Raw genomic sequence first — 23,701 nt, forward strand, 5'->3', positions numbered from 1 at the left:
TTGCTCGTCGATTAGCGCCTTCTCCACCACATTAACCCCATCACCACGATCCCCGGCAGCCACACCCACATCAGCTCTGACAAAATGACCTGATGCCCGTACGGCGTGGTATAGCGCGACAGGGCAAACGGCGCGACTTTGATAACTTGCCACGGCGCAAAGAAGCGTTCATCTGACCACGGCCACAACCAGCCGACACCTTTCCCGCCGGTGGTTATCGAATCAAGAAGACTGTGTGATAACAGCGAAACCGTCAGAAATGCCCAGCAGCGTAGCAGCGAGGTTTTAAACCATCGTCGGCCAATGAGTACACACAAAATGGGAACGACAAAGGCAAACAGCAAAGAGTGCGTAAAGCCGCGATGGCCGAAAGCATTGCCGTAGGCCACACCGAATTTGAAGGCCAGCACGTCGGCATCGGGCAGCATGGCTAATACAACTCCCGCAAAAAGCAGGCGTGGCGGAATAACTCGGGTTCCCAGACCAATGCCGAGACAGATTGGCACCGCAGCGTGTGTAATGATGGTTGGCATGTCAATTTCGCTTAGGGTGAAAAAGCGAACTATAGCAGTCATTTGGGCGATAAATCGCCATTAAATATCTGAATTAAGCGGACTCCCGCGCAATCAGTTGGCCTGAAAGCGTAATGCGCTGGGTTTGCAAATCGGGTTCTTTGAGCTTGCGTATTATTAATCCTGCTGCCTGACGACCTGTTTCCTCGCTGGCGGACGACACATAAGTAAATGACGGCGAAGTCAGGTTCACGTGCAGCATGTCTTCGAAACCAATCAGCGCGACCTGTTGAGTCAGGAACACATCTTTACCGATGGTGCGGCCGACGTGGTGAATGCCGTTGATGCAGCCAATCATGGCATTGGGCGAGTGGCAGAGCAGGGCGGTAATGGTGTTGTTTTTCTCAAGCAGTTGTCGTGTGGCGAGGCTGGCGGCGTGAGTATCGTCACTGCACGCCGGGGCCGAGTCTTCTTTGTACACCATGCCGTTTTGCGTCAGAGCGCTGCGAAAGCCCTGTAATCGTTGCTGGCGAATCAGGCAGTCGGTCTGGCCGCCAATATAGCCAATGCTGCGATGGCCGCGTTCAATCAAATAACGGGTTGCCAGGCTGGCCGCCTGACGGTTATCCCTCATCACCAGATTGCAGTTTTCTTCCATCAGCGATTGTGACACCACGACCAGCGGCAGTGGGCACTGGCTCACCAGCGCAGGCAAGGTGGCCCGATTGGTTTCTGAGGCCAGATAGATAACTCCGGCGACGCCTTGTTGCTTGAACGATAAAAGGCACCGTTCCAGGCTTGCGCGGTCATCCTGCGGTTGGCCGAGGAAAACCATAAAGCCTTGTTTTTCCAGTTCCTGAACCACGCTTGCCATCACTTTGATGGAGAAGCTGTCGCTGAAATCTCGCAGGATCAATCCAATCAGGTTGGAGGTGTTTGCCCGCAGGTTGGCGGCGGCCACGTTGTGGACGTAACCGAGTTCGTGAATCGCGGCCTGCACTTTCTCAATGGTGGCGTCGGAAATCTTGCCTTTCTGGCGCAGCACCAGCGAGACCGTCGAGACCGAGACGCCCGCCTGTTTCGCCACATCAATAATGCCGACTTTTTTCACACCTGCTCCCTGAAACATCCGCGCAATCAGCCAGATAAAACAACCTCTCCCGCCGAAGCAGGAGACGCTGACAGACTATCATCTTCCGCTTATTTGCCAATCATCGTCGACATGGTTTGTGCGATAAATTGCGCGCGGGCGCCAAAAATCACCTGAATACCCGTATCGCCGACGAAGACAACGCCGCGAGCGCCGACCGCATTCAGACCGTCTTTATCCACGATGTCGCTTTTCGCCACTTCCAGACGCAGACGAGTGATACAGGAACCGACAGAATCGATGTTCTGCGCTCCGCCCAGCAGGCTGATAATTTCCGTGGCCAGTTCGGTGTCCGTTTTGTCATTCGCATTGGCGGTGGCGCTGGTGCGGCCCGGCGTTTTCACATCGAAGCGACGGATAACAAAGCGGAAGGTGAAGTAATAAATCAGCCCCATCGGGATCCCGATGATCACCGCGCTGAGGAAGTTGGTCTGGTAGCCGTTGAAGGACGGCAGGATGCCGAAGGACAGGTAGTCAATGAACCCGGCAGAGAACGACTTCGCAATGTGCGCGTGCATCAGGTACATGGTCATGTAGGCCAGGCCCGCCATGATGGCGTTGAACACGTACAGGATTGGCGCAACGAAGATAAAGGTGAATTCAACCGGCTCGGTGATCCCGGTCAGGAAGCAGGTCAGCGCAGCGGAGAACAGAATACCGGCCGCGATTTTCTTGTTCGCGGTGTGCGCTTCGTGGTACATCGCCAGACAAGCGGCTGGCAGGGCGAACAGCATCAGCGGGAACTCGCCCTGCATGAATTTACCGGCGTTCTGGTAGGAATCGCTGCTGAAGGATTTCACGCCTTCTTCCAGCATTTTGAACCAGATGGTCTGGTCGCCGTGAATGACCTGGCCTGCCTGAGTCGTGTAATCGCCAAAAGAGTACCAGAAGGACGGATACCAGATGTGGTGCAGACCGAGCGGGATCAGCGCGCGTTCAACCAGGCCGAAGATAAAGGTCGAAGCCGCCTGATTGTCACCGTTGACGACTACCGACAGCGCATCGATCCCGGACTGAATGTGCGACCAGATGTATGGCAGCAGCAGGCCCATAATGAAGGAGAGGAATGCTGTAGCGATAGCCACGAAGCGCTTGCCAGAGAAGAAACCGAGAAACTCCGGGAGCTGCATCTGATGGAAGCGGTTGTAACACCACGCCGCCAGCACGCCGCAAATCAAGCCGCCAAAGACACCCATTTGCAGGGTTGGAATGCCGACCACCATGGCGTATTTCCCGCCCTGAGAGGCCATTTCTGGCGTAATGCTCAGCACGGTGCTGATGGTGATGTTGGTGACAAACACGGATACCGCAGCCGACAGCGCAGCGATACCGGATTCGGATGCCAGCCCGACTGCGGAACCGATGGCGAACAACATTGGCAGGTTATCGAAAATAACCCCGCCCGCGTTCATCATCAGCGGCAGATGAAACTTATCGCCGAAGGCCAACAGCAGACCCGCAGCAGGCAGCAGTGAAATTGGCAGCATTAAGGCGCGACCAATCATAGAAAGTTTTGACAATGATTTAACAAACCCTGAGAACAGACTCATGCTGTTATCCCCCGACCTGAGACCCTGAGATGCACTTTTTATGTGCTGCTGTAGTAAGTAGAACGTTTTAGTAGAACGTTCTACTTATCGTCGGTGATGTGAATGTAACGCGCAACGTAAATTTCACATTCGGTCAGAGGATTTACTGATTTTTTTGAAGTGGATCGTAAAACGGGGTGATGACGGGCAGGGAAAAGAGGGAACTGCCCGGTGGCGCTACGCTTACCGGGCCTACCAGACCGTCAGCCTGGATTGAGGTTGGGTTGTAGGCCCGGTAAGGCGAAGCCGCCACCGGGCAACAGCGACGGCAAAATGTCAGGGATTAGGCGATAACGGTAATGCTCTGGCCGTCAAAGCTGACGGTTTGACCGGCGATAATCTTGCAGCGCTTGCGGGTTTCCACCACGCCATCCACGGTGACCTGGCCTTCGGCGATAAAGATCTTCGCCTGCGCGCCGCTCTCGCTCCAGCCTTCGAGTTTCAGCAGGTCGCACAGTTCTACGTGCGGATGTTTGCCCAGGGAAAAAGTGGCCATTCTCAGTGTTCCTCTACATCATGATATTCTTCACACGCCTGAAGCGTGTTCTGGATAAGCGTTGCCACGGTCATGGGGCCAACGCCACCCGGTACCGGCGTAATATAAGACGCACGCGCTGCGGCGTCGTCAAAAATCACATCGCCAACCACTTTGCCGCTTTCGAGGCGGTTAATGCCGACATCGACCACAATCGCGCCTTCTTTAATCCACTCGCCAGGAATAAAGCCCGGTTTGCCCACCGCGACGACCAGCAGATCGGCGTTCTCAACGTGCTGACGCAGATTCCTGGTAAAGCGGTGCGTGACGGTGGTGGTGCAGCCTGCTAACAGCAGCTCCATGCTCATCGGGCGACCCACGATATTGGAGGCGCCGATGATCACCGCATTCAGACCGTAAGTGTCGATATTGTAACGCTCAAGCAGCGTCACGATGCCGCGCGGTGTGCAAGGGCGCAGACGCGGCGCACGCTGGCACAGACGACCCACGTTATACGGGTGGAAGCCATCGACGTCTTTGTCCGGCGCGATACGCTCCAGCACTTTGACGTTATCGATGCCTGCGGGAAGAGGAAGCTGCACCAGGATGCCGTCAATCTCACCGTCGGCATTCAGGGTATCAATCAGCTCCAGCAGCTCGGCTTCGCTGGTGGTTTCCGGCAAATCGTAGGAGCGGGAGATAAAGCCCACTTCTTCACAGGCTTTGCGTTTGCTGCCGACATAAATTTGCGAAGCAGGGTTGCTGCCGACCAGCACAACTGCCAGGCCAGGGGCACGTTTTCCGGCTGCAACTCGAGCCTTCACTTTTTCCGCGACCTCAGAGCGTACCTGCTGCGCAATCGTTTTACCGTCAATAATCTTTGCTGCCATCAGAGAGAGGATTCCGTCTGTCACTATCAAAAGAGGGGATGCTCATATTTTGTCAGAAGCCGGGCGTGATGTCAGTCACCGTTTACGTTTTTATCGTGTGCGCGGGGCAGGATGACAAGAAAAACCACAAAGAGAGACAGGTTTTTTCCCATGTTTACGGAAATAAGTAGCCCTTTCCTAATTATTATTAGGACGAGACTGATGCGGATCGCAGCCTTTATACGTATTGCCCATTCATTAATCTGTCTATTGTATGCCGACTGCGACGGGGTTATTTCCGTTCAGTGTTAAAGGAACGACGGGAGTTATTTTTCGGATTGTTTCTTCAGCCGTGAATAATTAGATAAATCAAGGAAAACTCATGAAAGTAAGTAAGATTGCCTTCGCTCTGGTGGCGGTTATTGGTTTTGTTGCAGGTTCTGCAAATGCAGCCACCACAACCGTTAATGGCGGCAACGTGCATTTTAAAGGTGAACTGGTGAACGCTGCCTGTGCTGTCAGCACAGAATCTTCTAACCAGACCGTTGAACTTGGCCAGTACCGTACTGCGTCTTTCACCAAGACCGGTGATACTTCTGCCAAAATCCCTTTCAGCATCGTGCTGAATGACTGTGATCCAACGGTTGCCGCTACTGCTGCTGTTGCCTTTACCGGCCAGATTGATGCCACCGATACCTCTCTGCTGTCTGTTGCTTCCGGGAGCAACACTGACACCGCATCTGGCGTGGGTATTGAGATCATGGATAACGCATCTGCAACGCTGACGCCGAACGGTACCGTGTTCTCTGCTGCGCAGAACCTGGTTCAGGGTACCAACACCCTGCAGTTCAGCGCACGTTACAAAGCAACAGCTGACACCACCACTCCGGGCCAGGCTAACGCTGACGCGACCTTCGTCATGAAATACGAGTAAATCGCCTTCGCGCTCAGGATGAGCATTGCCTTAAGGATGAGGCGCTTTTCAGAGCTTCCGGGACAAAACGATGAGATGGAAGTTGCCGCTGCTGGCCTTATTCATTGCTACAACTGCCCCTGCATTTGCCCACACCGTGGTGGTGGATGGCGGTCGCGTAAAGATGCGGGGCGAGCTGGTCAACAGCGCCTGTGCCGTTGCCCCCGACAGTCAGTCAATGCGGGTAGACATGGGCCAGTACCGCACCAACACCTTCGGTGAAGTCGGCAGTTATTCCACGGTCACGGTGCCTTTTTCACTGCATCTGGTGGAGTGTCAGCCGGATGTCGCAAGCCTGGTGGGGGTGAGCTTTCAGGGGCTTAGCCCGGCGGAAGATCCTCAGGTGTTTGTTTCCTCAGCGCAGGCCAGCGGCATGCCTGGCGAAAGCGGGCTGGGGTTAGCGCTGTTTGACCCTCAGCAACAGCTGATTATTCCCAACGCATCACCAAATTATTATTTACCGATAACCACCAAAGAAATGACGTTGCACTTTAGCGCGCGTTATCGCGTTATTTCTTTGCCATTGGTTCCAGGGAATTTACTCACCGATGTCTGGTTTACGTTGGTGTATCCGTAAAGACCAGACTGCATCAGAAAATAAAAAACAGGTTATTTCGCTATGATCCGCCTTATTAAAGCGACGACGTTGCTGTCACTGCTGTTATGGAGTTGTGTGATGCCTGCCAAAGCGGCGGGTGGGATCGCGCTGGGCGCGACTCGGGTGATTTATCCCGAGAATGCCAAACAAACCTCTCTGGCGCTGAGCAACAGCAATAAGCAGGAACGCTACCTGATCAATGCGTGGATTGAGAACGCTACCGGGCAGAAAGAGAAAACGTTCGTCATCACGCCACCGCTGTTTGTCAGCGAGCCGAACAGTGAAAACACGCTGCGTATTATCTATGCCGGGCCTGCGCTGCCTGCTGACCGGGAAACGCTGTTCTACCTGAACGTGAAAGCAATTCCTTCGATGGACAAGAAAAACGCAGACGGTAACAACGTGCTGCAACTGGCGATCCTCTCGCGCATCAAGCTGTTTGTCCGCCCGCAAAATCTTGAGATTCAGCCCGCTCCGGCGCTGGAAAAACTGGCGTTTACCCGTAGCGGCGGCACCCTGAGTATCAGCAATCCCTCGCCGTATTACATCACGCTGGTGAATCTGCAAATGGGCGGGAAGAAAGTCGACAACGTCATGATCGCGCCGAAAAGTAGCGCCAGCGTTTCGTTGCCTGCTGCGGCACCGGGCGTGCTGAGTTGGCAGAGTGTGAATGATTATGGCGCCATCACGCCTGTCCGCCGTGTGAATTTGTAATGAGCACCCTTACTGTCGCCTCCACTGCCCGACGCTGGCCGCGGTTGAAACTGCTGGTGCTGACGATGTCGGGTGCAGGATTAACGTCTGGCGTTTGCGCCGAAAGTTACTTTAACCCTTCATTCCTGTCTGATGATGCCGCGGGCGTGGCGGATTTATCGCGCTTTGAAAAAGGCCATCAGCAGCCCGCTGGCGTCTACCGTGTCGATATTTCGCGTAACGACGAATTTATGGGCTCACAGGATTTACGCTTTGTTGCGGCCGAAAATACCCAACCTGCCGCTGGCGGGCTGGCACCTTGTCTCACCCCGGAATTGTTACGACGCCTGGGCGTCAACACGGCGGCGTTTCCTGAACTGGCGAAAGTCGAAAAGGGAGAATGTGTCGCGCTGGAAAAAACCATTCCTGGGGCTGAGACAAGTTTTGATTTTGCGGCTCTGAAGCTCAGCATCAGCTTGCCGCAGGTGGCGATGTTCAACAGCGCACGCGGCTACATTCCGCCGGAAGAGTGGGATGAAGGTATCCCGGCGCTGCTGGCTAACTACAGTTTTAGCGGTAACCGCGGCAGCAATGATGACAGCTACTTTTTAAACCTGACGAGCGGGCTGAACTACGGTCCGTGGCGCTTACGCAATAACGGCACCTGGAGCTATTCCAACAACAATAATCAGAAACAGAATCAGTGGCAAAATGTTGCCACCTGGGCGCAGCGTTCAATCATTCCATGGAAAAGCGAACTGGTGCTGGGTGACAGCAACAGCGGCAGCGATGTGTTCGACAGTGTGGGATTTCGCGGCGCACGTCTTTACTCGTCCGACAGCATGTACCCCGACAGTATGCAGGGCTTCGCGCCGACAGTGCGTGGTATTGCCCGCACCCCAGCGAAAGTGACCATTCGTCAGAACGGCTACGTGGTTTATCAAAGCTATGTGCAGAGCGGCGCGTTTGCTATCAGCGACCTGAACCCAACCTCTTCAAGCGGTGACCTTGAAGTGACCGTCGATGAAAAAGATGGCAGCCAGCAGCGCTACACTGTGCCTTATTCCTCCGTGCCATTACTGCAACGTGAAGGGCGCTGGAAATACGATTTGGTGATGGGTGATTTCCGCTCGGGTAACGATCAGCAGGACACGCCATTCTTCGCGCAAGGCACGCTGATAACCGGATTAAACGCAGGTGTGACCGTGTATGGCGGTACGCAGCTTGCTGAAAATTATCGGGCCTTCGCCGTTGGGGTGGGTAAAAACCTCGGCGACTGGGGGGCCGTCTCATTCGATATCACCCATGCGCACAGCGTCCTCGTGGATGATTCCTCGCACGATGGGCAGTCGCTGCGCTTCCTGTACGCGAAATCGCTGAATACCTTCGGCACCAACTTCCAGCTACTGGGTTATCGCTACTCGACAAAAGGCTTCTTCACCCTTGATGACACCACGTGGAAAAACATGAGTGGCTATCAGTATGGGAATGACGACAGCGACCGGGATGGCGTGCCGGATGTCATTAGCTACCACAACCTGACGCAAAATAAGAAAGGCCGTTTCCAGGCCAACATTTCACAATCGCTGGGGGATTACGGTTCTCTGTATCTGTCTGGCAGTGAGCAAACCTACTGGGGCTCCGATGAGAGCACGACCTGGTATCAATTCGGCTATTCAGCGGGCTGGCGCGGGATCAGTTATTCGTTGTCCATGTCCTGGAACCAATCAGTGGGGATCGAAGGCACCGATCGTATCGCTTCCTTTAATCTCTCTGTTCCTTTCAGCATCTTCAATAGCGGTGGAAGCAAGCGCTGGCGCACGGCGGTCGATCGTGCCTATGCCACCGTTTCGGCTAGTCGCAACAGCGACGGTGATAGCAGCTGGCAAAGTGGTATCAGCGGCACATTGCTTGAGGGGAACAACCTGAGCTACAGCGTGACGCAGGGCAACGCCAACGATCGTGGTTACACCGGCAGCGTCAGTGCCAACTGGCAGGCGACCTACGGCACGTTAAGCGGCGCGTACAACTACGACAGGGATCAGCACTCGCTGAACTGGCAGGCTTCGGGCGGCATTCTGGCGCACGCCGACGGCATCACCTTCAGCCAGCCGCTGGGCGACACCAACGTGCTGATCAAAGCGCCTGGCGCTGACGGTGTTCGCATCGAAAACCAGACCGGGGTGAAAACCGACTGGCGCGGCTACGCGGTCATGCCTTATGCCACGGTTTATCGCTACAACCGTATCGCGCTGGACACCAACACCATGAGCAACAGCACCGACGTGGAAAACAACGTCAGCAGCGTGGTGCCGACGGAAGGCGCAGTGGTGCGCGCTGCATTCGATACCCGCATCGGCGTGCGCGCATTGATAACGGTGCGTCGCGGTGCTCAGCCCGTTCCTTTTGGCGCCATCGTGCGTGAAACCGCCAGCGGCGTCACCAGCATGGTGGGGGATGACGGACAAATCTACCTGAGTGGTTTACCGCTGAGCGGTGAGCTGTTGATTCAGTGGGGCGAAGGGGCAAATGCACAATGTCGCGCACCGTATTCTCTCCCCGAAAAGAGCCTGCAACAGGCGATCACACTCACGGAGGTTCGCTGTGATCACTAAAATTATGCCCCTGTCTCTGTTGGCCATCACGTTGGTGAGCACGTCCACATGGGCAACGGTGTGTCGTAACCAGAATGGGGTGCCGACGGATGTGTTTTACGATCTGACGGATACCTTTACCAGTGCCAACAACCAGGTTGGGCAAACCGTGACGCTTAGCCAGAAATCAGGCTGGATTGGCGTTAACGCTGTGTGTCCGGCGGGCACCACAGGCACCACCACCAAACGCAGTTACGTGACCAGCTTCCCGGTGGTGAGCACCGAGAACAATTTCAAGTATTTGAAACTGAATGACTATCTTGATGGCGCGATGCAGATAACGGATAGCGCGGCGGGGACTTTTTATCCTCCAGAGAACTACATTCAGATGGGCTCACACCCTAACGTGCCGAAGCAACAACCCTTTCCGGTGGATGACTCTAAATTGATTTTCCGCCTGAAGGTGACCCGTCGCTTTATCAATATGGTGGTTATCCCGAAACAGACGATGTTTACGGTCTATGTGACGACCAACAGCGGCGATCCGCTGACCACGCCGGTCTACACCATCAGCTACAGCGGCACCATCAACGTGCCGCAGACCTGTGAAATCAACGCGGGCACGATGGTGCAGTTTGATTTCGGGGATATCAGAGCCTCGCTATTCAGCGATGCAGGGGCGGGCAATCGCCCGGCAAATGTGCCGGTTCAGCAGAAAACCATTGGCATAAAATGCACGAACGTGGAGTCGCAGGCCTATCTCACCCTGCGTGTCGAAGCGGAGAAATCCCAGGGCAATGCGATGGTGTCGGACAACCCTGACCTCGGGTTTATCGTTGCTGACAGCAGCGGTAATCCTCTCACGCCGAATAACATCAACAGCAAGATCCCTTTCCGTCTGGATGGCAGTGCGCAGGCACAGGTGGGCATCCGTGCCTGGCCCGTCAGCGTGACCGGCAATAAACCGGAAGAGGGGAAATTTACGGCTCGTGGCTACCTGCGTGTGGATTATGACTAAGGAGCGGACGATGAAAAAACTGGGATGGATTGTGTTAGGCGTGGGCATCAGCAGTACGGTTTGGGCTGATACGCCACTGGGCGAAATCAACATTGAGCTGACCGGAAATGTGGTTGATTACACCTGTGTAGCAGAAGGAAGCGACAGCGATAAATCGGTTGAACTAGGGCGTTGGGCGTCAAAGCAATTACGCCAGACCGGGAGCACGACCTCTTTAACACCCTTTACCTTGAGCCTGACCGGTTGTCCTCCGGGCGCCGCTTCGATTACGTTTGCGGGTAAGGCCGATGACAGCGACCCTTCGTTGCTCGGCTTAAATGCGAGCAGTACCGCCAGTCGTGTTGCTGTTGAAATTCGTGACAGCGACCGGCGGCGTTTGCCTCTGCAACAGTCCAGCCGCGAAGTGGTCGTGGATGCGCAAGGAAATGCGACCTTGCAGTTTTTTGCCAACTATATCGCTACCGCCGAAAACCCTCAGGCGGGTAGCGCAGACGCAGACGCTACCTTCGCCATTAATTATTATTAAATACGCCCCATTCCCTGTATTTTTCGGGCATGGGGACGCTTTTCAGAGCAGCTCGTGCGAGCGGGCATAGTCAATCAATTCTACGATAGAATGAACCCCAAGCTTAGAGAAAATATTGGATTTATGTGCGCTTATGGTCTTGTTGCTCAATAATAACTGGTCAGCAATTTCTTTATTTGTTAACCCATTAACCAGATGGCGCATTACGGTCACCTCGCGATTAGATAAAGGCAGTTCCACTTGTTCATTGCGACGTGTGGCATGCTGGCTCAACAAATTTATTGTGTCCGATGGGAAAAACGAATAGCCATCCAGAAGCATTTCCACCGCTTTATAAATATCATTATAATCCTTGCGTTTACTCACAAATCCATTCGCCCCAGCACGAAGTGCCCGGCCAGCATAATAGTTTTCCGACTTTGATGATAAAAACAAGACCTTCGTCGTTGGGCGAATATCATTAATGCGCTTTAACAGTGAGAACCCGTCTGTTCCCGGCAGTTCAATGTCGACGATAATCAGGTCGACTTCTGATTTTCTTATGTAATCAAGTACTTCTCTTCCATCCCCTGACGTTAACACAACCCGGATGTCGCTGTTTTTGTTCAGCAAGACTTCTATTGACATTCTGACGATGGGCTGTTCGTCCATAATAATTACGGCGGCCGGTTTCATTTTCTATTCCTCAGATTATGTTTTCGGTTCTGCTGTTCCCCGAACGGGCAGTTCGCCAGTGCAGGATAATAACAATGTAACCAGGCGTCTGATATAGCGAAAAATGGCTCATGGGAGCCGCTAACGTCAGTTTTTATCTGGCAGAACAGCAATGTAAGTGACGGTGGGGTAATCAGAACATCCTGATGCTGATGTATTTTCCAATGAGTGTGATGAGAGCTTCCTTGTTTTTTGTGGTCACGAAATTACCATCAACTATTATCTGCGGGGGAGACGTCGTGGTGAGTTTTGTTATTTATCTTAATGCTGATGATTATACCCTTTAACGTTATTTGAAAAAGCCTGAGAAACGGATAAATGCCTTTACTAATTAGGATGTTCTGAATGATCTCGGGTAATATTTCGCTTTTGGCGATATTTTCTGCTTATTTTTGTTTTATCGATGTTTATGGCTTACTGGTCTGAAAAAACAACACAACGCACTGGATGTTGTTATAGTGTTAATTTTATTTCCAAATGTTATTTTTTCACCTATTGGAGAGAGGCTGCTAAAAAAGCTTTTAAGATAAATAGTTATGCTTAAATAACGACATGTCATATCGACTGCAACACGCACTGCTGCAGTGCAGCAGGATCTCCGGTTGTTGCAAACTCCAGGCTCCATAGTTTGCCAGTACGCTCACATTTTACTCGAATAAATCACCTGTTATTCGTGTAAAAATCTTACTAAATAGTGGTAAATATTGAACAATTCGCCCAGGGTGGTTGTTCGTTTCATTAACGAGATTAATTTAAGATAAATTATAATTGTTATTTTTTGGTTAATGAATCATGTTTTACTTACCTGATTTTAAGTAATTTCCTAAAAAATACGCGGCTTCAACAAGTTATTCCGAGGTATAGTCAGGGGGGATCGCACTGATTTTCTGTAAAAGGTTGAGTAGCTGCTGACGCTTCTCCAGCCGCAACAGGCTGATGATGCAATTTACCCGGTAGGTAATTCGGTGATAGGGGCGCTGTTGATGGTGTGCTATCTCGCACAAAGATAATCCTCGGGCCATTAATAACAACACGCTCCATTCTTTGGATTTAAACAGGCGGTGAGGGGCGGGAAGGGGAAGGCGGCGATACTGCAAGGCGTCGCGGAGTTGTTTTAGTTCCAGATGCTTGTCAATTAAGCGGCACAGGCACGCGGCTTGCAAAAAACGGCGATAGGAAAAGTTTTTTTCGGGCGTGATCAGTGAGATCTCAAGGCTTGGGTGCCGTTTATGCAGTTCGAGTAGATGATTAAGGATAACCAGCGTCGGTATGGGCCAGCCCTCAATATCGATAATCAGGTTCAGTGACTGTGTGCCACACACTGTGTTCAACGCCTCGTCGAGATTGTCATAAATAGCGCAATAACACAGCGGAGCCGGGCTGTGGTGAATACCGAGAGCGAGGAAATAATCGCAGGTGACCAGAATGCGGTTTTCATTGGCTCGCCCATGGTGGCTCAGCAAATCGTGGCGTTCAACCAACGCAAAATGAGGAAGCGATCGGGCGTGGTTCTGAATGGAGGTGAAATTTCTCCGTCGTCTTTCTCTGCGCAGTATGATGCTCATCGTTCCCTCTCTTACCGTCAATCCATGTTTATCTTCTTTAACTCATTATCGGTTACTCAGGAAAACGCTATTTCTCATGGCCGTTTTTAGCCTTACAAATCCTGATACTGCCGAGATAAGCGGTGGCTCTCTATTGTTGTCAGAGCCCAAAAATGAAGGTACCAGGCGTTGCTTAAACGGTGCTGGGATATTTCGTATACCAAAGCCGGAATAACGAACGTCTGGTGATGGAGTGAGCGGTAAATGAGGGCTATTTAAGCTGATATCCGGGTAAACAACGTTTCCGGGGAAAAGCCATTGACTCAACAGGCGTTGACCGTATAATTCCACGCGTTCCAACCACGAAGTTTCTACTCCGTGCGCCCTTAGCTCAGCTGGATAGAGCAACGGCCTTCTAAGCCGTAGGTCACAGGTTCGAATCCTGTAGGGCGTGCCATTTCGACATCTACCATCGTCTATCAAAGTCCACAAAATCCAGTAATACCAAGGCTTATAGCTAGATTCACGTCTATCAATGTCTACTCGCGTCTATTGTAATCTACATAGAAATGGGGGCATTATTGGGGGCATTCTCAGGTTCAATAAAGTCGATGCCCCCATATGAAGCTGACCGCCACAGAAATCAAAGCTGCAAAGCCCAAAGATAAAGCCTACAAACTGTCAGACGGTGGGGGCATGTACCTTGAAGTTTTCCCTAACGGAACCAAAAGTTGGCGTATGAAGTACCGCTTTGGCGGGAAGGAGAAGCGTGTCGTATTCGGCGTTTATCCTGCTGTTACTCTCGCAGAGGCCAGGGGAAAGCGTGAGGACGCAAAGCGGATACTGGCTGCTGGTGGTGATCCGGGGCAGGCAAAGCAGGCAGATAAGCTAGCTAAACTTATGGCTGTATCTAACAGTTTTGAGCGACTCGCTCAGGAGTGGCACGAGCACAAGCGGCCCAACTGGTCGGAAGGCTATGCGGCCGATATCTGGGAGTACCTGAAGAAAGATGTATTCCCGTTCATTGGTGCAAGAGCAATTACTGACATCAAGCCCGCTGAAATGCTATCCGTGCTACGTAAAATGGAGCAGCGCGGAGTTCTGGATAAGCTCAAGAAGACCCGGCAGGCCTGCCGCCAGATTTTCACTTATGCTGTTATCACCGGAAGGGCTGAAGTTAATCCCGTTGTTGATCTTGCCAGTGCGCTTAAAGCGCCCAAACAAAAGCATTTCCCCCACCTCAACGCAGAACAGCTCCCGGAGTTTCTCCGCGCACTGAATGATTACAGCGGCAGCATTGTTACCCGCAATGCGACCCGTCTGCTCATGCTGACCGGGTTGAGAACTATTGAGCTGCGTGCTTCTGAATGGGTCGACATTGATTTTGATAAAGGTGTCTGGAACATTCCGGCAGAGCGAATGAAAATGCGTAGGCCGCATCTCGTACCTGTCACCAGCCAGATAAAGGAGCTGCTGGAGGAAATTTATCAGTTTACTGGTCGCGGGAAATTTGTTTTTCCTGGTCGGAATAATGCAGGTAAGCCCATGAGCGAAGCGAGTATTAATCAGGTGATTAAGCGTATTGGCTATGATGGTCAGGCAACCGGGCACGGATTCCGCCACACGATGAGTACCATTCTTCACGAAAAGGGCTATAACACTGCGTGGATAGAAACGCAGCTTGCACACGTCGACAAAAATAGCATACGCGGCACTTACAACCATGCTCAGTACCTTGATGGTCGTCGGGAGATGCTCCAGTGGTATGCTGACTACATGGATAAGATAGTGTAATAATGTACTAAATATTTTCTTGAGGATATTCAAATGATAAGGATGCTTTATTATTTTTTAATTTTATAAGGTGATTACTATGTTTGAAGTATCTCGCGAATTTTTAGATGGTGATGATTATGCGAAAACTATTAAAGTTTTAGCTACACATCGAGATTCAGATGATAAGCGCTCAGAGGACCATTACTTTAATGAAAGTGCATATGCAATTTTCATGGATTTAGCAACGAAAGTAGAAATGGGGATTGGATTTGACGAAGAGGAAGAATGGAACGAAATATTCCTTTCAATTCTCTCGGGTGAAGGCGGAGATGAAAAAATCAACAAATATATAAGCGAGGCGTGTTCAGAATTTTGCGATAACCTTACAATTTCCAAAAAAATGTTTAACCCTCTAATTAAACATATAATTCTTCTTATTATTTCTGACAACTACGACGACGCATATTCATTGTTCCGTATTGCAATGTATCCCTACACTCTTGCAGATGAAACAATGATGGCTCCAGTTAAAATTGGAAAAACTGGCGGGAGGCCTGAGCATCACCGAAAAGCTGAAGCCTTACAGATCGCAAGAGACAGGATGACCAGAACGCACGGAACACCATCGGAAATAGCTAATCATGTATTTGGCGAACTTTCAAAAAGACATACTGATAACCCTTCTTTCTCAAGCATTCGGGAGTGGGTGTTGAAGATTCAAAAAGAACACAATTAATAAACTTTGAACTTGCCATTTATTGTGCAATAACCGGTTGAAAAAAGAAAACCGGTTATTGCATTTTAACCCGTTATTAAATTACATGAATTTTAAAAAAATAACTAATAATTACTCCTGTAGACGGTAATCAACCTCAGGAGCCATTCAAAATGCACCCTACCTTTATCCGACTTCCAGAAGTTCTACGTCGCACCGGCTATAGCAAAGCCTGGATTTATCGCCTGATTAGCCAGAAGCGCTTTCCGGCAGCGGTTAAGCTCGGTGAAAGATCCATTGCCTTTGTTGAAAGTGAGATTGATGAGTGGGTTAACCAGCTCATTGCAAAGCGTGATCAGCATAAGAATTCATAACAGGCCTGGAGAGTTGTTGTCTGATAACGGGGAGCGGAAATGCGTAATCATTTTAAGGCCAGAACCCGCACAAAAGAAAAGGGCGCAGCCGATAACCACGCCATTTGGTATTACCTGCCAGAACGGGGCCGGGGTTATTTTCCGCCTTTGAGCTGCTGGGCTTCACTCTGCGCAACGCCTACCAGTTCCCGGAGTTGTTCACCGGCTTGCGTGCCGATCTCCTCGATACGCTCCAGTGCTTCAAGAGCGCCATTGAGATTGGTTAAGAGCTTATCTTCTCCGTTCTGCCTGAGCTGGCGGCGGGCTATTTCTCCTTGCATGGCTGTAACTATAAAACCAGCGCTGGATTCACCTTCTTTTTTTGATGACTCCATATCAGAGACAACCTCATGAGGCACTCTGACTGTGAAAAGTTGTGATTTTGCGTTTTTGTTGGTCGAGGCCATTTGCGTAACTCTCTTTGTGTGGTGTGTATCAGTATACACAAAGATGAAACACAAAAAAGAGTTGACCTGTGTTTCACTCAAGGTTAATGTGAAACACATGTTGTTTGTAGGTGAAACACAGTAGGTACTCAGAAACGACGAAGCCCCGAAGTGCACGAACACTAACGGGGCCTCTAACCGCAATTTAAACGTAAGGTAAAAATTATGGCTGGTGAAAATTGTACCCAAAACAACCCCGAAAAAGTAGTTTTACCGCATGTAAAATATTATTCCGCAGAAATGGAGGCCGCTCTCGATCCCTTTGTACTGGCTCTTTATCACGAGCGCTGCGAAATGATGCTCAGCTTCAAACAGGCTCTTGATGCGGCTGGTGTGGAATATGTTGAGTATGCGGGGGCTTGCCATGAATAACGATTCTGTTTCCTCCATCATGCTTACCCCATTATCCACGACGATGAATTTATTTGAGGTTCTGGATTTTTGCAATGAAGTGGCATACGAGCTGGTGGAGGTTGATAGCTTTACGGATGAAATCGCGCTGTGTGGTCGCCTGTTATACGCGCTTGGCATTGTTCGTAAACTATGTGAACAGGATTTACCGCCACAGCTAATTGAGAATGCCGCCGCTGATGCTTTGTCATTACCCCTCGTGCCTGATATCTGGAGTGACTCGGATATATTGCTTGATTACGCGCTGGCAATGGTAAATATCCAGCTCAGTTGCGTAACTGACGGTGATACACGACGCAGCGCTAATGGCTTACTGCATGATCTCGTTTACCTGCTGGCAGGCAATCTGAAACAACCACGCTTTCAGGGGGCCGGGAATGTTTGAAAACCATCGCCCGTTATTCACCTGGCTGTTTCTGGCCAGTTACGCCAGCCCGGATGAATTGCCTACCGTTCTGCGCATCGAGGCAGACACGGAAGAGGAAGCCCGCAACATGCTTACCGGCTCCTGGCATTTGACCTTTGCCGCAAAAATTAACAGCAACAGTCCGCTGAAAGACTGCGCCATCAATGAACATTGGGCAAGTGCAGAAGGTGATAACCCTTGCCTCTGGTCAGTTATCGCCACTGATGCCGCCGCAACGTTTGCAGAGGTGAGGGGGGCTAATTATGCGTAATACCAGCCAATTAACCGCCGCACCGCTTGTGGATGTGACAGCCACCGGAGCTCATCTCTTCGCCTTGCGTGATAATGCCGCTAACGCCATCGGCAGCGCCAAAGAAGCGCGGGAGGTTATCGCCCTGTGGCTTGATACCTGCGGCCCACATAGCGAACGCGAAGCCATACGGCTTGGGCTATTACTTTCCAGTGTTTCAGAGGTTATTTCCCAGCTTGAACGGGTAATAGCAGAGGACTAAAACCATGACAAAAAAGTTAAACCGGAACTTATCCGGGGGCCGCGCTCAACCTGAAATCAGGATTGGCTCCCGCTGGATGGATAACAGCGGGTCAAAAATAACAATTATTCAGAATACCGGGAATTGTGTTTCGTATGTTCGTGACGGCTATCAGCGCGATTGTGTTTGCGCTGTAGATCGGCTTTTCCGCGAATTTAAACCAGCAACGGAGGCCGCAGCGTGACCACGAAAAAACCAACGGATAAACCAGCAAAGAAAGCGGCGGGGAATTTGCCTGGCTGGTCTGATGCGCTCTTTTCCTGCGTTTATCAATGGGTGCAACGTGGCAAGCCACCTGAAGCCGGAGAAGTGGCGGCGGCAGTCCGTCGCCATGCCTCTGACCATCTGGCGAACCTGGCTGAGTGTATGGCAGGGATTGTGCTTGGGGGTGACGTAACGCCGGAATGGTTCGTTACTCAGGGCTATCAGGATGCGAAAAAGCCTGAACGGGCAAAGCAGAAGCGGCAGGAACTCATATCCATGCATATAGCCTCTGGCGAGCTACAGGAGGTTTTGACAGATGTTAAGCGTATTAATCGCCTTTGGCCTGCTAAAGAGGCTGCTCGCCTTCCTGTGGTGAATGCGGAGCAATCCAGGAGCATTACACCCGCACTGAATCAAATGGGGGCAAGCCAGCGCGGTGACGTTCTGGCAGCGCATTACGGTAATGAACTGGCGATAGATAGCGACTCTGACACGGTTCACTTCTATAACGGCGTTATATGGTCGCCAATGCCGGACAAAGATTTACAGCGGACTATGGCGCGTTTGTTTACTGAAGCTGAGATTGCTTATTCACCGGCGAGTGTAAAAAACGCAGTTGAGGCCATGAAGCTTGGATTGCCACAAATGGGTGCGACGTCGCGCCACCTGATAGGCTTTAGTAATGGCGTATTTGATAGCCGCGCTGGAGCTTTCCGGACTCATGATAAAGATGATTGGCTACTTATAGCGAGTAACGTTGAATATTGTCAGGCTGCTGAGGGTGAGTTACTGGAGACTCACGCGCCTAATTTTTGGCGCTGGCTGCAGCATTCCACAGGAAAGGACAGCAACAAAACAGCGCGTTTACTGGCGGCGCTTTTTATGGTTCTGGCTAACCGGTATGACTGGCAGTTATTCCTTGAGGTAACGGGGCCAGGGGGAAGCGGTAAAAGCGTTATGTCGGAAATATGCACCATGCTTGCCGGGAAGGGGAACACTGTTTCCGCCAGCATGGCAGCACTGGAGAACCCGAGGGAGCGGGCATTGATTGTGGGTTACTCTCTGGTGATTTTGCCGGATATGACACGCTATGCCGGTGACGGTGCCGGGATTAAAGCCATTACAGGTGGTGACAGGGTATCAATAGACCCAAAGCACAAAGCGCCATACTCAGTACGCATTCCGGCAGTTGTTCTGGCGGTAAACAATAACGCCATGACATTTAGCGACCGTAGCGGGGGCATATCGCGCCGTCGCGTAATATTCAACTTTTCAGAGGTTGTGAGCGAAGAGCGGCGCGATTCATTACTGGTGGAAAAAATAGAGGCAGAATTGCCGGTGATAATTCGCCACTTACTTTCGCGATTTATCGACCAGAACGCCGCACGGCAGCTCTTAAACGAACAGCGCAAATCAGAGGAAGCTTTAGCCATAAAGCGCGAAGGTGATTCGCTTATCGATTTCTGCGGCTATCTCATGTCGCTGGTTGAGTGTGAAGGAATGATTGTCGGAAACGCTGAAATGATCCCCTTTAGTCCGCGCCGATATCTGTACCACTCCTACCTTGCTTATATGTCAGCTCATGGGCTGGGTAAGCCCGTATCACTGACTCGCTTTGGTTCTGATATGCCTGGATCAATGGCTGAATATGGCAAGGAGTACAGGCGCAAGCAATGTACCAAAGGGCCGGATAAGGGGCGAACCGTCTCAAACGTTTTATTAACCGAAAATGCAGAAACATGGCTCCCCGCAGCAACAGGAATTAAACCAGAAGAAGAGATATAAAAAATTTCTTTAATAGTAAAAGTGTCTACCGTGTCTACCAGATAAAATAATTAGGATATAGATTAGTAATTTCAATGAGTTGTAATGGTAGACACTTGGTAGACAGTAAGCGGTTAAGTGTCTACCGTGTCTACTTTTCGAAGTTTGTTTTTTGTCCAATTGGTAGACACGCGGTAGAGACTTTTATACGGGGTGTCTACCGGGTATCTACCTTGCAAGATATTGAAAGTAAATAGTTTATTTGAATGGTAGACACGGTAGACAGTTAAGAGGGTAAGTTTTATTTTTTTATTATAGAAAACACAGAATTTTCAATAAAAACAAGGTGCTTACGTTTTTGAGGTTTTATCGAGATGAAAAAAGAGCATTCAGCATTACCGGATAACAGAACAACAGCAGATCAGAAAACGAAAAAACCAGATTCACTTCTGTTTGATGAAATCGCCATTAGTCTTGAAAAGCGCGGATTATGGCGACGGGCCGCGGTTCGCTGGCTGGCGGTTATGGATAGTGAAGAGAATGATAAAATAAAGAGGCGGCAGCATTTCGCCGTAATCATTGCAACCGCATGGCGGCAGCAGGTCTAAAAGAAAAGATGGAGTATGCAGAATGACAGCGCAGATCGCCGCATACGGCAGAATTGCCGCAGATGTTCAGACAAAGGCCACCAGCAATGGTAGCAATATGGCATTTACGCGTATGGCTGTATCTCTTCCATGTCGTGAGGCTGAAGATGGTTCTGCGGTGATGTGGCTTGGTGTTACAGCATTTGGTAAGCAGGCAGATGCGCTGGCAGCACACAACAAAGGCGACGTGATCAGCGTGTCTGGCCCGTTGCAGGTTCGCCAGTGGACGGGGCAGGGGGGCGAGGTGCAAAGCGGTTATTCGCTGGTGGCTGACAGTGTAGTGAGTGCAAAAACAGTAAGGCCAGGCGCTGGCAATAAGAGAAGCGCAGGAAAGGCAGATCAATCAAGCAAGCCACCGGCGCAGGCTCCAACAGCATCACCACCAGCTGGGGGCGCTATTGATGACGACGAACCGCCATTTTGATAGATAAACCCGCCAGCGAAGCGGGTTTTTTAGTCTGTTAACAATCAGATTTCCTGTAATGATTTTAAATCTTGAATAAGGCAATGAATCCATATCGATTAAGAATTGGAATGTCTCAACCTCTGGAATCATCAGTACGCCTGCGGCTTCACTGGCGTTGTCTTAGAACGAAATATGCGATGATCCACACAATGCAAAACGTGATTGCCGCACTTCCCATAATGATTATGTTACTTATGATGCTATCCCATTCAGCACCCGGAACCGGCCCGGCAAAGCGACTGTATAACGTAAGCAATGCTCCCTGAGGAACAAACGCGTACATCAAGATAAGAACAACCGCATACACCGCGAACGACGCGGCCCACATAAGGGCAAAGTAAATTGCTTTCATCAGTAAACCTGCACAGTGCCATAAGCGGTGAGCATCGATGTAACCTGTATTGCGGGTGTATTCAATAGGGCGTTTCGCAATACTGAAAAATGCGCCTTGCTGGGTAACGTAATACACCCTTCACTGATGCCCATATAACCCGCCGGATGAAGCCTGAAATGCCCCCGCTCAACATTGTTGATGAATGTCCAGTCGTCTATGTTGCTATCTTCCCGGTATAGCGCAAACCAGACGGAACGATCGGACCCTGTGTATTCACTGGCTGCCCAGTCCTGAACCATCGTCCTTAGTCCTCCTGTGGGGCGACTGACAATATAATACTTTCCTGGTGGTAATGGGCCTACACTCGGCACGGCAATATCATCTGGATTATTTCTTGTTGATCCCTCCTTGCCTGAGTAGGCAGGAAAAAAGCCAATGCCCGGGCAGCTAAGGTTAGAGAGCTGCCCGCCATTCAGATGAAATGTACAGCGAATCATCTTTCATTCCACGCGTCAGAAAACTGCACGTTACCATCACAGTATTTCCAGGTGATGCGCTCATAGCGAAGGGATACGCTTTCAAGGTGGTTGTGCTTTTCGGTGGCCGGGTTTTTTACATTGTGCATATGCGGGCAGATAGACACCACTTTCACATTCTCAAGAAGCATGTTGAAGTATTCCACTTCCTGCCCTGCATCGTTGATGCGATACCACTTAAATTCAGCACTGGTGAGCGTTTGCCCCTTGGCGGTGGCCTTGTAAAAGTAGGGGCTCGATGAGTCGAATTCTTTTTCAAAGGTGAGGGCGCTATGTACCCGTGTGCCGGTGATTTTCCCTGTGTTTCCATCTGTCGGCAGGTGCAGACCGTGGCTAAACCCCAAAATCTCAATGCTTCCTTCCCGGTTCTGCACATCTACAGAGCCTTTAATGTCCGCGCCGCCGTCGTCTTTAAGCCATAAATAAGCCGGTATTGCCATTTTTTTACATTCCTTGTTGTTGAAATATCTGCACAAAAATAGCGCGACTCCTTTTTACAAAATGTAAATTTTACTCACCAACGTTACGACGATACCTTCCCGCTATGAATCCTTATTAATCATTATTTCAGAGAATGAATTCGCCGTTTTTCTCTGCTCTTTGTGGTTTATGTATTGCTCGTATTTATGTTTCATTTTTTGCAATGAATGATATTAACATTGCGTTTAATGCAACTATAATTAATGCTGATTTCTTAAACAGCAACACGGAGCAATGTCATGATTTCGAACAATAAACCAGTACTGTTAAGCGGTGAGCAGATGGAGGAAATACGCAAGATTCAGCAGAAGCAAAGCGTGAATTCCGCGCTGGGCGTGTCACCGTCTGTTAACTCCATCGCTCGGGCGCTGGTGGCTAAGGGGCTGGAGGCGCTGCAGCAGGAACAGAATAAAGGGGCAAAATCATGATCCGCAATGTTTTTGCCGAACGCCAAAAGCTGGCGAATATAGCCGCCGATTGTTGGGGGGCACCTGTTTCAGCCAGGGCACGGACGCTGGCGCATTTGCGCTTACTTGATAGTCATCTTAAAGAGGCGGGTTTAACCAGCTCAGAAGAGGAAGCCTTGTATGCTCAGTTATCCCCGCTTTTCTCTGATGTGGCTGCGCGGCGTACATGCTGGAATAACATTGAATGGACGGTCGTAAACATCGCCTGTCACAGTGTGTATGAACCATTTCGCGAGGAAATAAAGCGGGAGTTTATCGCAGTGGCGCAGGCCAACTCCGAAAAAACTATTCAGCAAATTATTGATCAACTTGCGGGATGTGAACTGGCTGACTTTCGTCTGCGTAATCCAGGTGTGTCCGCTGGTGATGAGGTGGCGTTGTTGTGCCGCTACTCTCCACGGTATGACATGGTTGTGTGATCTTACCCAGCAATAGTGATCTTACCCAGCAATAGTGGACACGGCACTAAGTGAGTAAACTCTTAACCCAGAGGTGACTCATGACTAAACCATCAGCAACGAAAAACAAGCCCCGTAAACAACACTCGCCTGCCTTTCGTGACGAAGCGCTTAAGCTTGCTCAACGTATTGGCGTGGCCGCAGCAGCGCGCGAACTCGGCCTGTATGAATCTCAGCTCTATGCCTGGCGCAGCAAGCAACAGCAGAGCCTGTCCGCTTGCGAACGTGAGCAGGAACTCGCGACCGAAAATGCCCGACTCAAGCGCCAATTGGCCGAACGAGATGAAGAGCTGGCCATTCTCCAAAAGGCCGCGACATACTTCGCGAAGCGCCTGAAATGAAGTATGTCTTTATCGAAAAACATCAGGCTGA

At 50.6% G+C, this 23,701-nt stretch carries 29 protein-coding genes, 1 tRNA gene and 1 pseudogene; 21 read left to right on the top strand and 10 right to left on the bottom strand.

Annotated features, from left to right (window positions below; all coding sequences use genetic code 11):
* Positions 1 to 11: 11 nt before the first annotated feature.
* The 5 genes from ACLW56_RS07755 to folD all read right to left on the bottom strand — a co-directional run bounded on the left by ACLW56_RS07755 (position 12) and on the right by folD (position 4,616).
* On the bottom strand, positions 12 to 533 hold the full coding sequence (locus ACLW56_RS07755; RefSeq protein WP_330983214.1) for a metal-dependent hydrolase: 522 nt from the start codon (positions 531 to 533) through the stop codon (positions 12 to 14).
* 73 nt (positions 534 to 606) lie between these two features.
* On the bottom strand, positions 607 to 1,623 hold the full coding sequence (gene malI, locus ACLW56_RS07760) for a Mal regulon transcriptional regulator MalI (RefSeq protein WP_330983215.1): 1,017 nt from the start codon (positions 1,621 to 1,623) through the stop codon (positions 607 to 609).
* Positions 1,624 to 1,712: 89 nt separating this feature from the next.
* Positions 1,713 to 3,212, bottom strand: a complete 1,500-nt coding sequence (locus ACLW56_RS07765; protein ID WP_330983216.1) for a PTS transporter subunit EIIC — start codon at positions 3,210 to 3,212, stop codon at positions 1,713 to 1,715.
* A 322-nt stretch (positions 3,213 to 3,534) separates the two neighbouring features.
* Complete coding sequence (ybcJ, locus tag ACLW56_RS07770; protein WP_330983217.1) at positions 3,535 to 3,747, bottom strand: ribosome-associated protein YbcJ; 213 nt, start codon at positions 3,745 to 3,747, stop codon at positions 3,535 to 3,537.
* 2 nt (positions 3,748 to 3,749) lie between these two features.
* Entirely contained in the window at positions 3,750 to 4,616 is an 867-nt protein-coding gene (folD, locus tag ACLW56_RS07775; protein WP_330983218.1) for a bifunctional methylenetetrahydrofolate dehydrogenase/methenyltetrahydrofolate cyclohydrolase FolD, read from the bottom strand.
* Between the two features lie 361 nt (positions 4,617 to 4,977).
* Between folD and fimA the strand changes: the two genes are divergently transcribed.
* From fimA to sfmF, 6 genes are all read left to right on the top strand, one after another.
* Positions 4,978 to 5,529, top strand: coding sequence for a type 1 fimbrial major subunit FimA (gene fimA, locus ACLW56_RS07780; protein WP_330983219.1), 552 nt, complete (start codon positions 4,978 to 4,980; stop codon positions 5,527 to 5,529).
* Positions 5,530 to 5,599: 70 nt separating this feature from the next.
* Positions 5,600 to 6,145 carry a type 1 fimbrial protein subunit FimI gene (fimI, locus tag ACLW56_RS07785; protein ID WP_330983220.1) on the top strand — a complete coding sequence of 182 codons (546 nt, stop codon included), beginning with the start codon at positions 5,600 to 5,602 and terminating at the stop codon, positions 6,143 to 6,145.
* A gap of 42 nt (positions 6,146 to 6,187) precedes the next feature.
* Entirely contained in the window at positions 6,188 to 6,880 is a 693-nt protein-coding gene (gene fimC, locus ACLW56_RS07790) for a type 1 fimbria chaperone FimC (protein ID WP_330983221.1), read from the top strand.
* 65 nt (positions 6,881 to 6,945) lie between these two features.
* Positions 6,946 to 9,474: a fimbrial biogenesis usher protein gene (locus ACLW56_RS07795; protein ID WP_330983241.1), complete on the top strand. Its 2,529-nt coding sequence runs from the start codon at positions 6,946 to 6,948 to the stop codon at positions 9,472 to 9,474.
* A 4-nt stretch (positions 9,475 to 9,478) separates the two neighbouring features.
* Positions 9,479 to 10,471, top strand: a complete 993-nt coding sequence (fimH, locus tag ACLW56_RS07800) for a type 1 fimbria D-mannose specific adhesin FimH (protein ID WP_415377631.1) — start codon at positions 9,479 to 9,481, stop codon at positions 10,469 to 10,471.
* Positions 10,472 to 10,481: 10 nt separating this feature from the next.
* Positions 10,482 to 10,997 (top strand): fimbria assembly protein, encoded by a 516-nt coding sequence (gene sfmF / locus ACLW56_RS07805; RefSeq protein WP_330983222.1) that lies wholly within the window; start codon positions 10,482 to 10,484, stop codon positions 10,995 to 10,997.
* A 42-nt stretch (positions 10,998 to 11,039) separates the two neighbouring features.
* Here sfmF and fimZ read toward each other — a convergent pair whose 3' ends face one another.
* Both fimZ and ACLW56_RS07815 read right to left on the bottom strand, forming a co-directional pair.
* Entirely contained in the window at positions 11,040 to 11,672 is a 633-nt protein-coding gene (gene fimZ / locus ACLW56_RS07810) for a fimbria biosynthesis transcriptional regulator FimZ (RefSeq protein ID WP_330983223.1), read from the bottom strand.
* A gap of 887 nt (positions 11,673 to 12,559) precedes the next feature.
* A complete protein-coding gene (locus ACLW56_RS07815; protein ID WP_330983224.1) occupies positions 12,560 to 13,276 on the bottom strand; it encodes a hypothetical protein in 717 nt (238 codons plus the stop codon).
* A gap of 359 nt (positions 13,277 to 13,635) precedes the next feature.
* On the opposite strand from ACLW56_RS07815, the gene ACLW56_RS07820 reads away from it, so the two are divergent.
* The 4 genes from ACLW56_RS07820 (at position 13,636) to ACLW56_RS07835 (ending at position 16,120) form a co-directional block, all read left to right on the top strand.
* Positions 13,636 to 13,712: transfer RNA gene (locus ACLW56_RS07820), tRNA-Arg, on the top strand.
* A 164-nt stretch (positions 13,713 to 13,876) separates the two neighbouring features.
* Positions 13,877 to 15,049 carry a tyrosine-type recombinase/integrase gene (locus ACLW56_RS07825; protein WP_330983225.1) on the top strand — a complete coding sequence of 391 codons (1,173 nt, stop codon included), beginning with the start codon at positions 13,877 to 13,879 and terminating at the stop codon, positions 15,047 to 15,049.
* Between the two features lie 79 nt (positions 15,050 to 15,128).
* Complete coding sequence (locus tag ACLW56_RS07830; RefSeq protein WP_330983226.1) at positions 15,129 to 15,767, top strand: hypothetical protein; 639 nt, start codon at positions 15,129 to 15,131, stop codon at positions 15,765 to 15,767.
* 152 nt (positions 15,768 to 15,919) lie between these two features.
* Positions 15,920 to 16,120 (top strand): AlpA family transcriptional regulator, encoded by a 201-nt coding sequence (locus ACLW56_RS07835; protein ID WP_330983227.1) that lies wholly within the window; start codon positions 15,920 to 15,922, stop codon positions 16,118 to 16,120.
* Between the two features lie 134 nt (positions 16,121 to 16,254).
* Here ACLW56_RS07835 and ACLW56_RS07840 read toward each other — a convergent pair whose 3' ends face one another.
* Entirely contained in the window at positions 16,255 to 16,566 is a 312-nt protein-coding gene (locus ACLW56_RS07840) for a YlcI/YnfO family protein (RefSeq protein WP_330983228.1), read from the bottom strand.
* Positions 16,567 to 16,770: 204 nt separating this feature from the next.
* Between ACLW56_RS07840 and ACLW56_RS07845 the strand changes: the two genes are divergently transcribed.
* The 8 genes from ACLW56_RS07845 to ACLW56_RS07880 all read left to right on the top strand — a co-directional run bounded on the left by ACLW56_RS07845 (position 16,771) and on the right by ACLW56_RS07880 (position 21,012).
* Positions 16,771 to 16,977 (top strand): hypothetical protein, encoded by a 207-nt coding sequence (locus ACLW56_RS07845; protein ID WP_330983229.1) that lies wholly within the window; start codon positions 16,771 to 16,773, stop codon positions 16,975 to 16,977.
* Entirely contained in the window at positions 16,970 to 17,401 is a 432-nt protein-coding gene (locus ACLW56_RS07850) for a hypothetical protein (protein ID WP_330983230.1), read from the top strand. The genes ACLW56_RS07845 and ACLW56_RS07850 overlap by 8 nt, the downstream gene beginning before the upstream one ends.
* Positions 17,394 to 17,693 (top strand): host cell division inhibitor Icd-like protein, encoded by a 300-nt coding sequence (locus ACLW56_RS07855; protein ID WP_330983231.1) that lies wholly within the window; start codon positions 17,394 to 17,396, stop codon positions 17,691 to 17,693. Before ACLW56_RS07850 ends, ACLW56_RS07855 begins: the two co-directional genes overlap by 8 nt.
* Complete coding sequence (locus ACLW56_RS07860) at positions 17,686 to 17,934, top strand: hypothetical protein (RefSeq protein ID WP_330983232.1); 249 nt, start codon at positions 17,686 to 17,688, stop codon at positions 17,932 to 17,934. Before ACLW56_RS07855 ends, ACLW56_RS07860 begins: the two co-directional genes overlap by 8 nt.
* 4 nt (positions 17,935 to 17,938) lie before the next feature.
* Positions 17,939 to 18,157: a DUF4222 domain-containing protein gene (locus tag ACLW56_RS07865; protein WP_415377628.1), complete on the top strand. Its 219-nt coding sequence runs from the start codon at positions 17,939 to 17,941 to the stop codon at positions 18,155 to 18,157.
* Positions 18,154 to 19,962, top strand: a complete 1,809-nt coding sequence (locus tag ACLW56_RS07870; protein WP_415377629.1) for a DNA primase family protein — start codon at positions 18,154 to 18,156, stop codon at positions 19,960 to 19,962. Before ACLW56_RS07865 ends, ACLW56_RS07870 begins: the two co-directional genes overlap by 4 nt.
* A gap of 353 nt (positions 19,963 to 20,315) precedes the next feature.
* Positions 20,316 to 20,549: a PerC family transcriptional regulator gene (locus ACLW56_RS07875; RefSeq protein ID WP_330983233.1), complete on the top strand. Its 234-nt coding sequence runs from the start codon at positions 20,316 to 20,318 to the stop codon at positions 20,547 to 20,549.
* A 22-nt stretch (positions 20,550 to 20,571) separates the two neighbouring features.
* The gene (locus ACLW56_RS07880) at positions 20,572 to 21,012 is read left to right on the top strand and encodes a single-stranded DNA-binding protein (RefSeq protein ID WP_330983234.1); all 441 of its coding nucleotides are present in this window, start codon (positions 20,572 to 20,574) and stop codon (positions 21,010 to 21,012) included.
* 393 nt (positions 21,013 to 21,405) lie between these two features.
* On the opposite strand, the gene ACLW56_RS07885 is transcribed toward ACLW56_RS07880, so the two are convergent.
* Together ACLW56_RS07885 and ACLW56_RS07890 are read right to left on the bottom strand one after the other, a co-directional pair.
* Complete coding sequence (locus ACLW56_RS07885) at positions 21,406 to 21,885, bottom strand: DUF2778 domain-containing protein (protein ID WP_330983235.1); 480 nt, start codon at positions 21,883 to 21,885, stop codon at positions 21,406 to 21,408.
* Positions 21,882 to 22,364, bottom strand: a complete 483-nt coding sequence (locus ACLW56_RS07890; protein ID WP_330983244.1) for an Hcp family type VI secretion system effector — start codon at positions 22,362 to 22,364, stop codon at positions 21,882 to 21,884. The genes ACLW56_RS07885 and ACLW56_RS07890 overlap by 4 nt, the downstream gene beginning before the upstream one ends.
* A 279-nt stretch (positions 22,365 to 22,643) precedes the next feature.
* On the opposite strand from ACLW56_RS07890, the gene ACLW56_RS07895 reads away from it, so the two are divergent.
* The 3 genes and pseudogenes from ACLW56_RS07895 to ACLW56_RS07905 all read left to right on the top strand — a co-directional run.
* Complete coding sequence (locus ACLW56_RS07895) at positions 22,644 to 22,832, top strand: hypothetical protein (RefSeq protein ID WP_330983236.1); 189 nt, start codon at positions 22,644 to 22,646, stop codon at positions 22,830 to 22,832.
* The gene (locus ACLW56_RS07900; protein ID WP_330983237.1) at positions 22,829 to 23,290 is read left to right on the top strand and encodes a hypothetical protein; all 462 of its coding nucleotides are present in this window, start codon (positions 22,829 to 22,831) and stop codon (positions 23,288 to 23,290) included. Before ACLW56_RS07895 ends, ACLW56_RS07900 begins: the two co-directional genes overlap by 4 nt.
* Before the next feature lie 80 nt (positions 23,291 to 23,370).
* Positions 23,371 to 23,701 (top strand): annotated as a pseudogene (locus ACLW56_RS07905) (transposase); the annotation flags it as partial.

The sequence above is a fragment of the Pantoea sp. sgz302252 genome (assembly GCF_047713085.1).
GTDB lineage: Bacteria > Pseudomonadota > Gammaproteobacteria > Enterobacterales > Enterobacteriaceae > Scandinavium.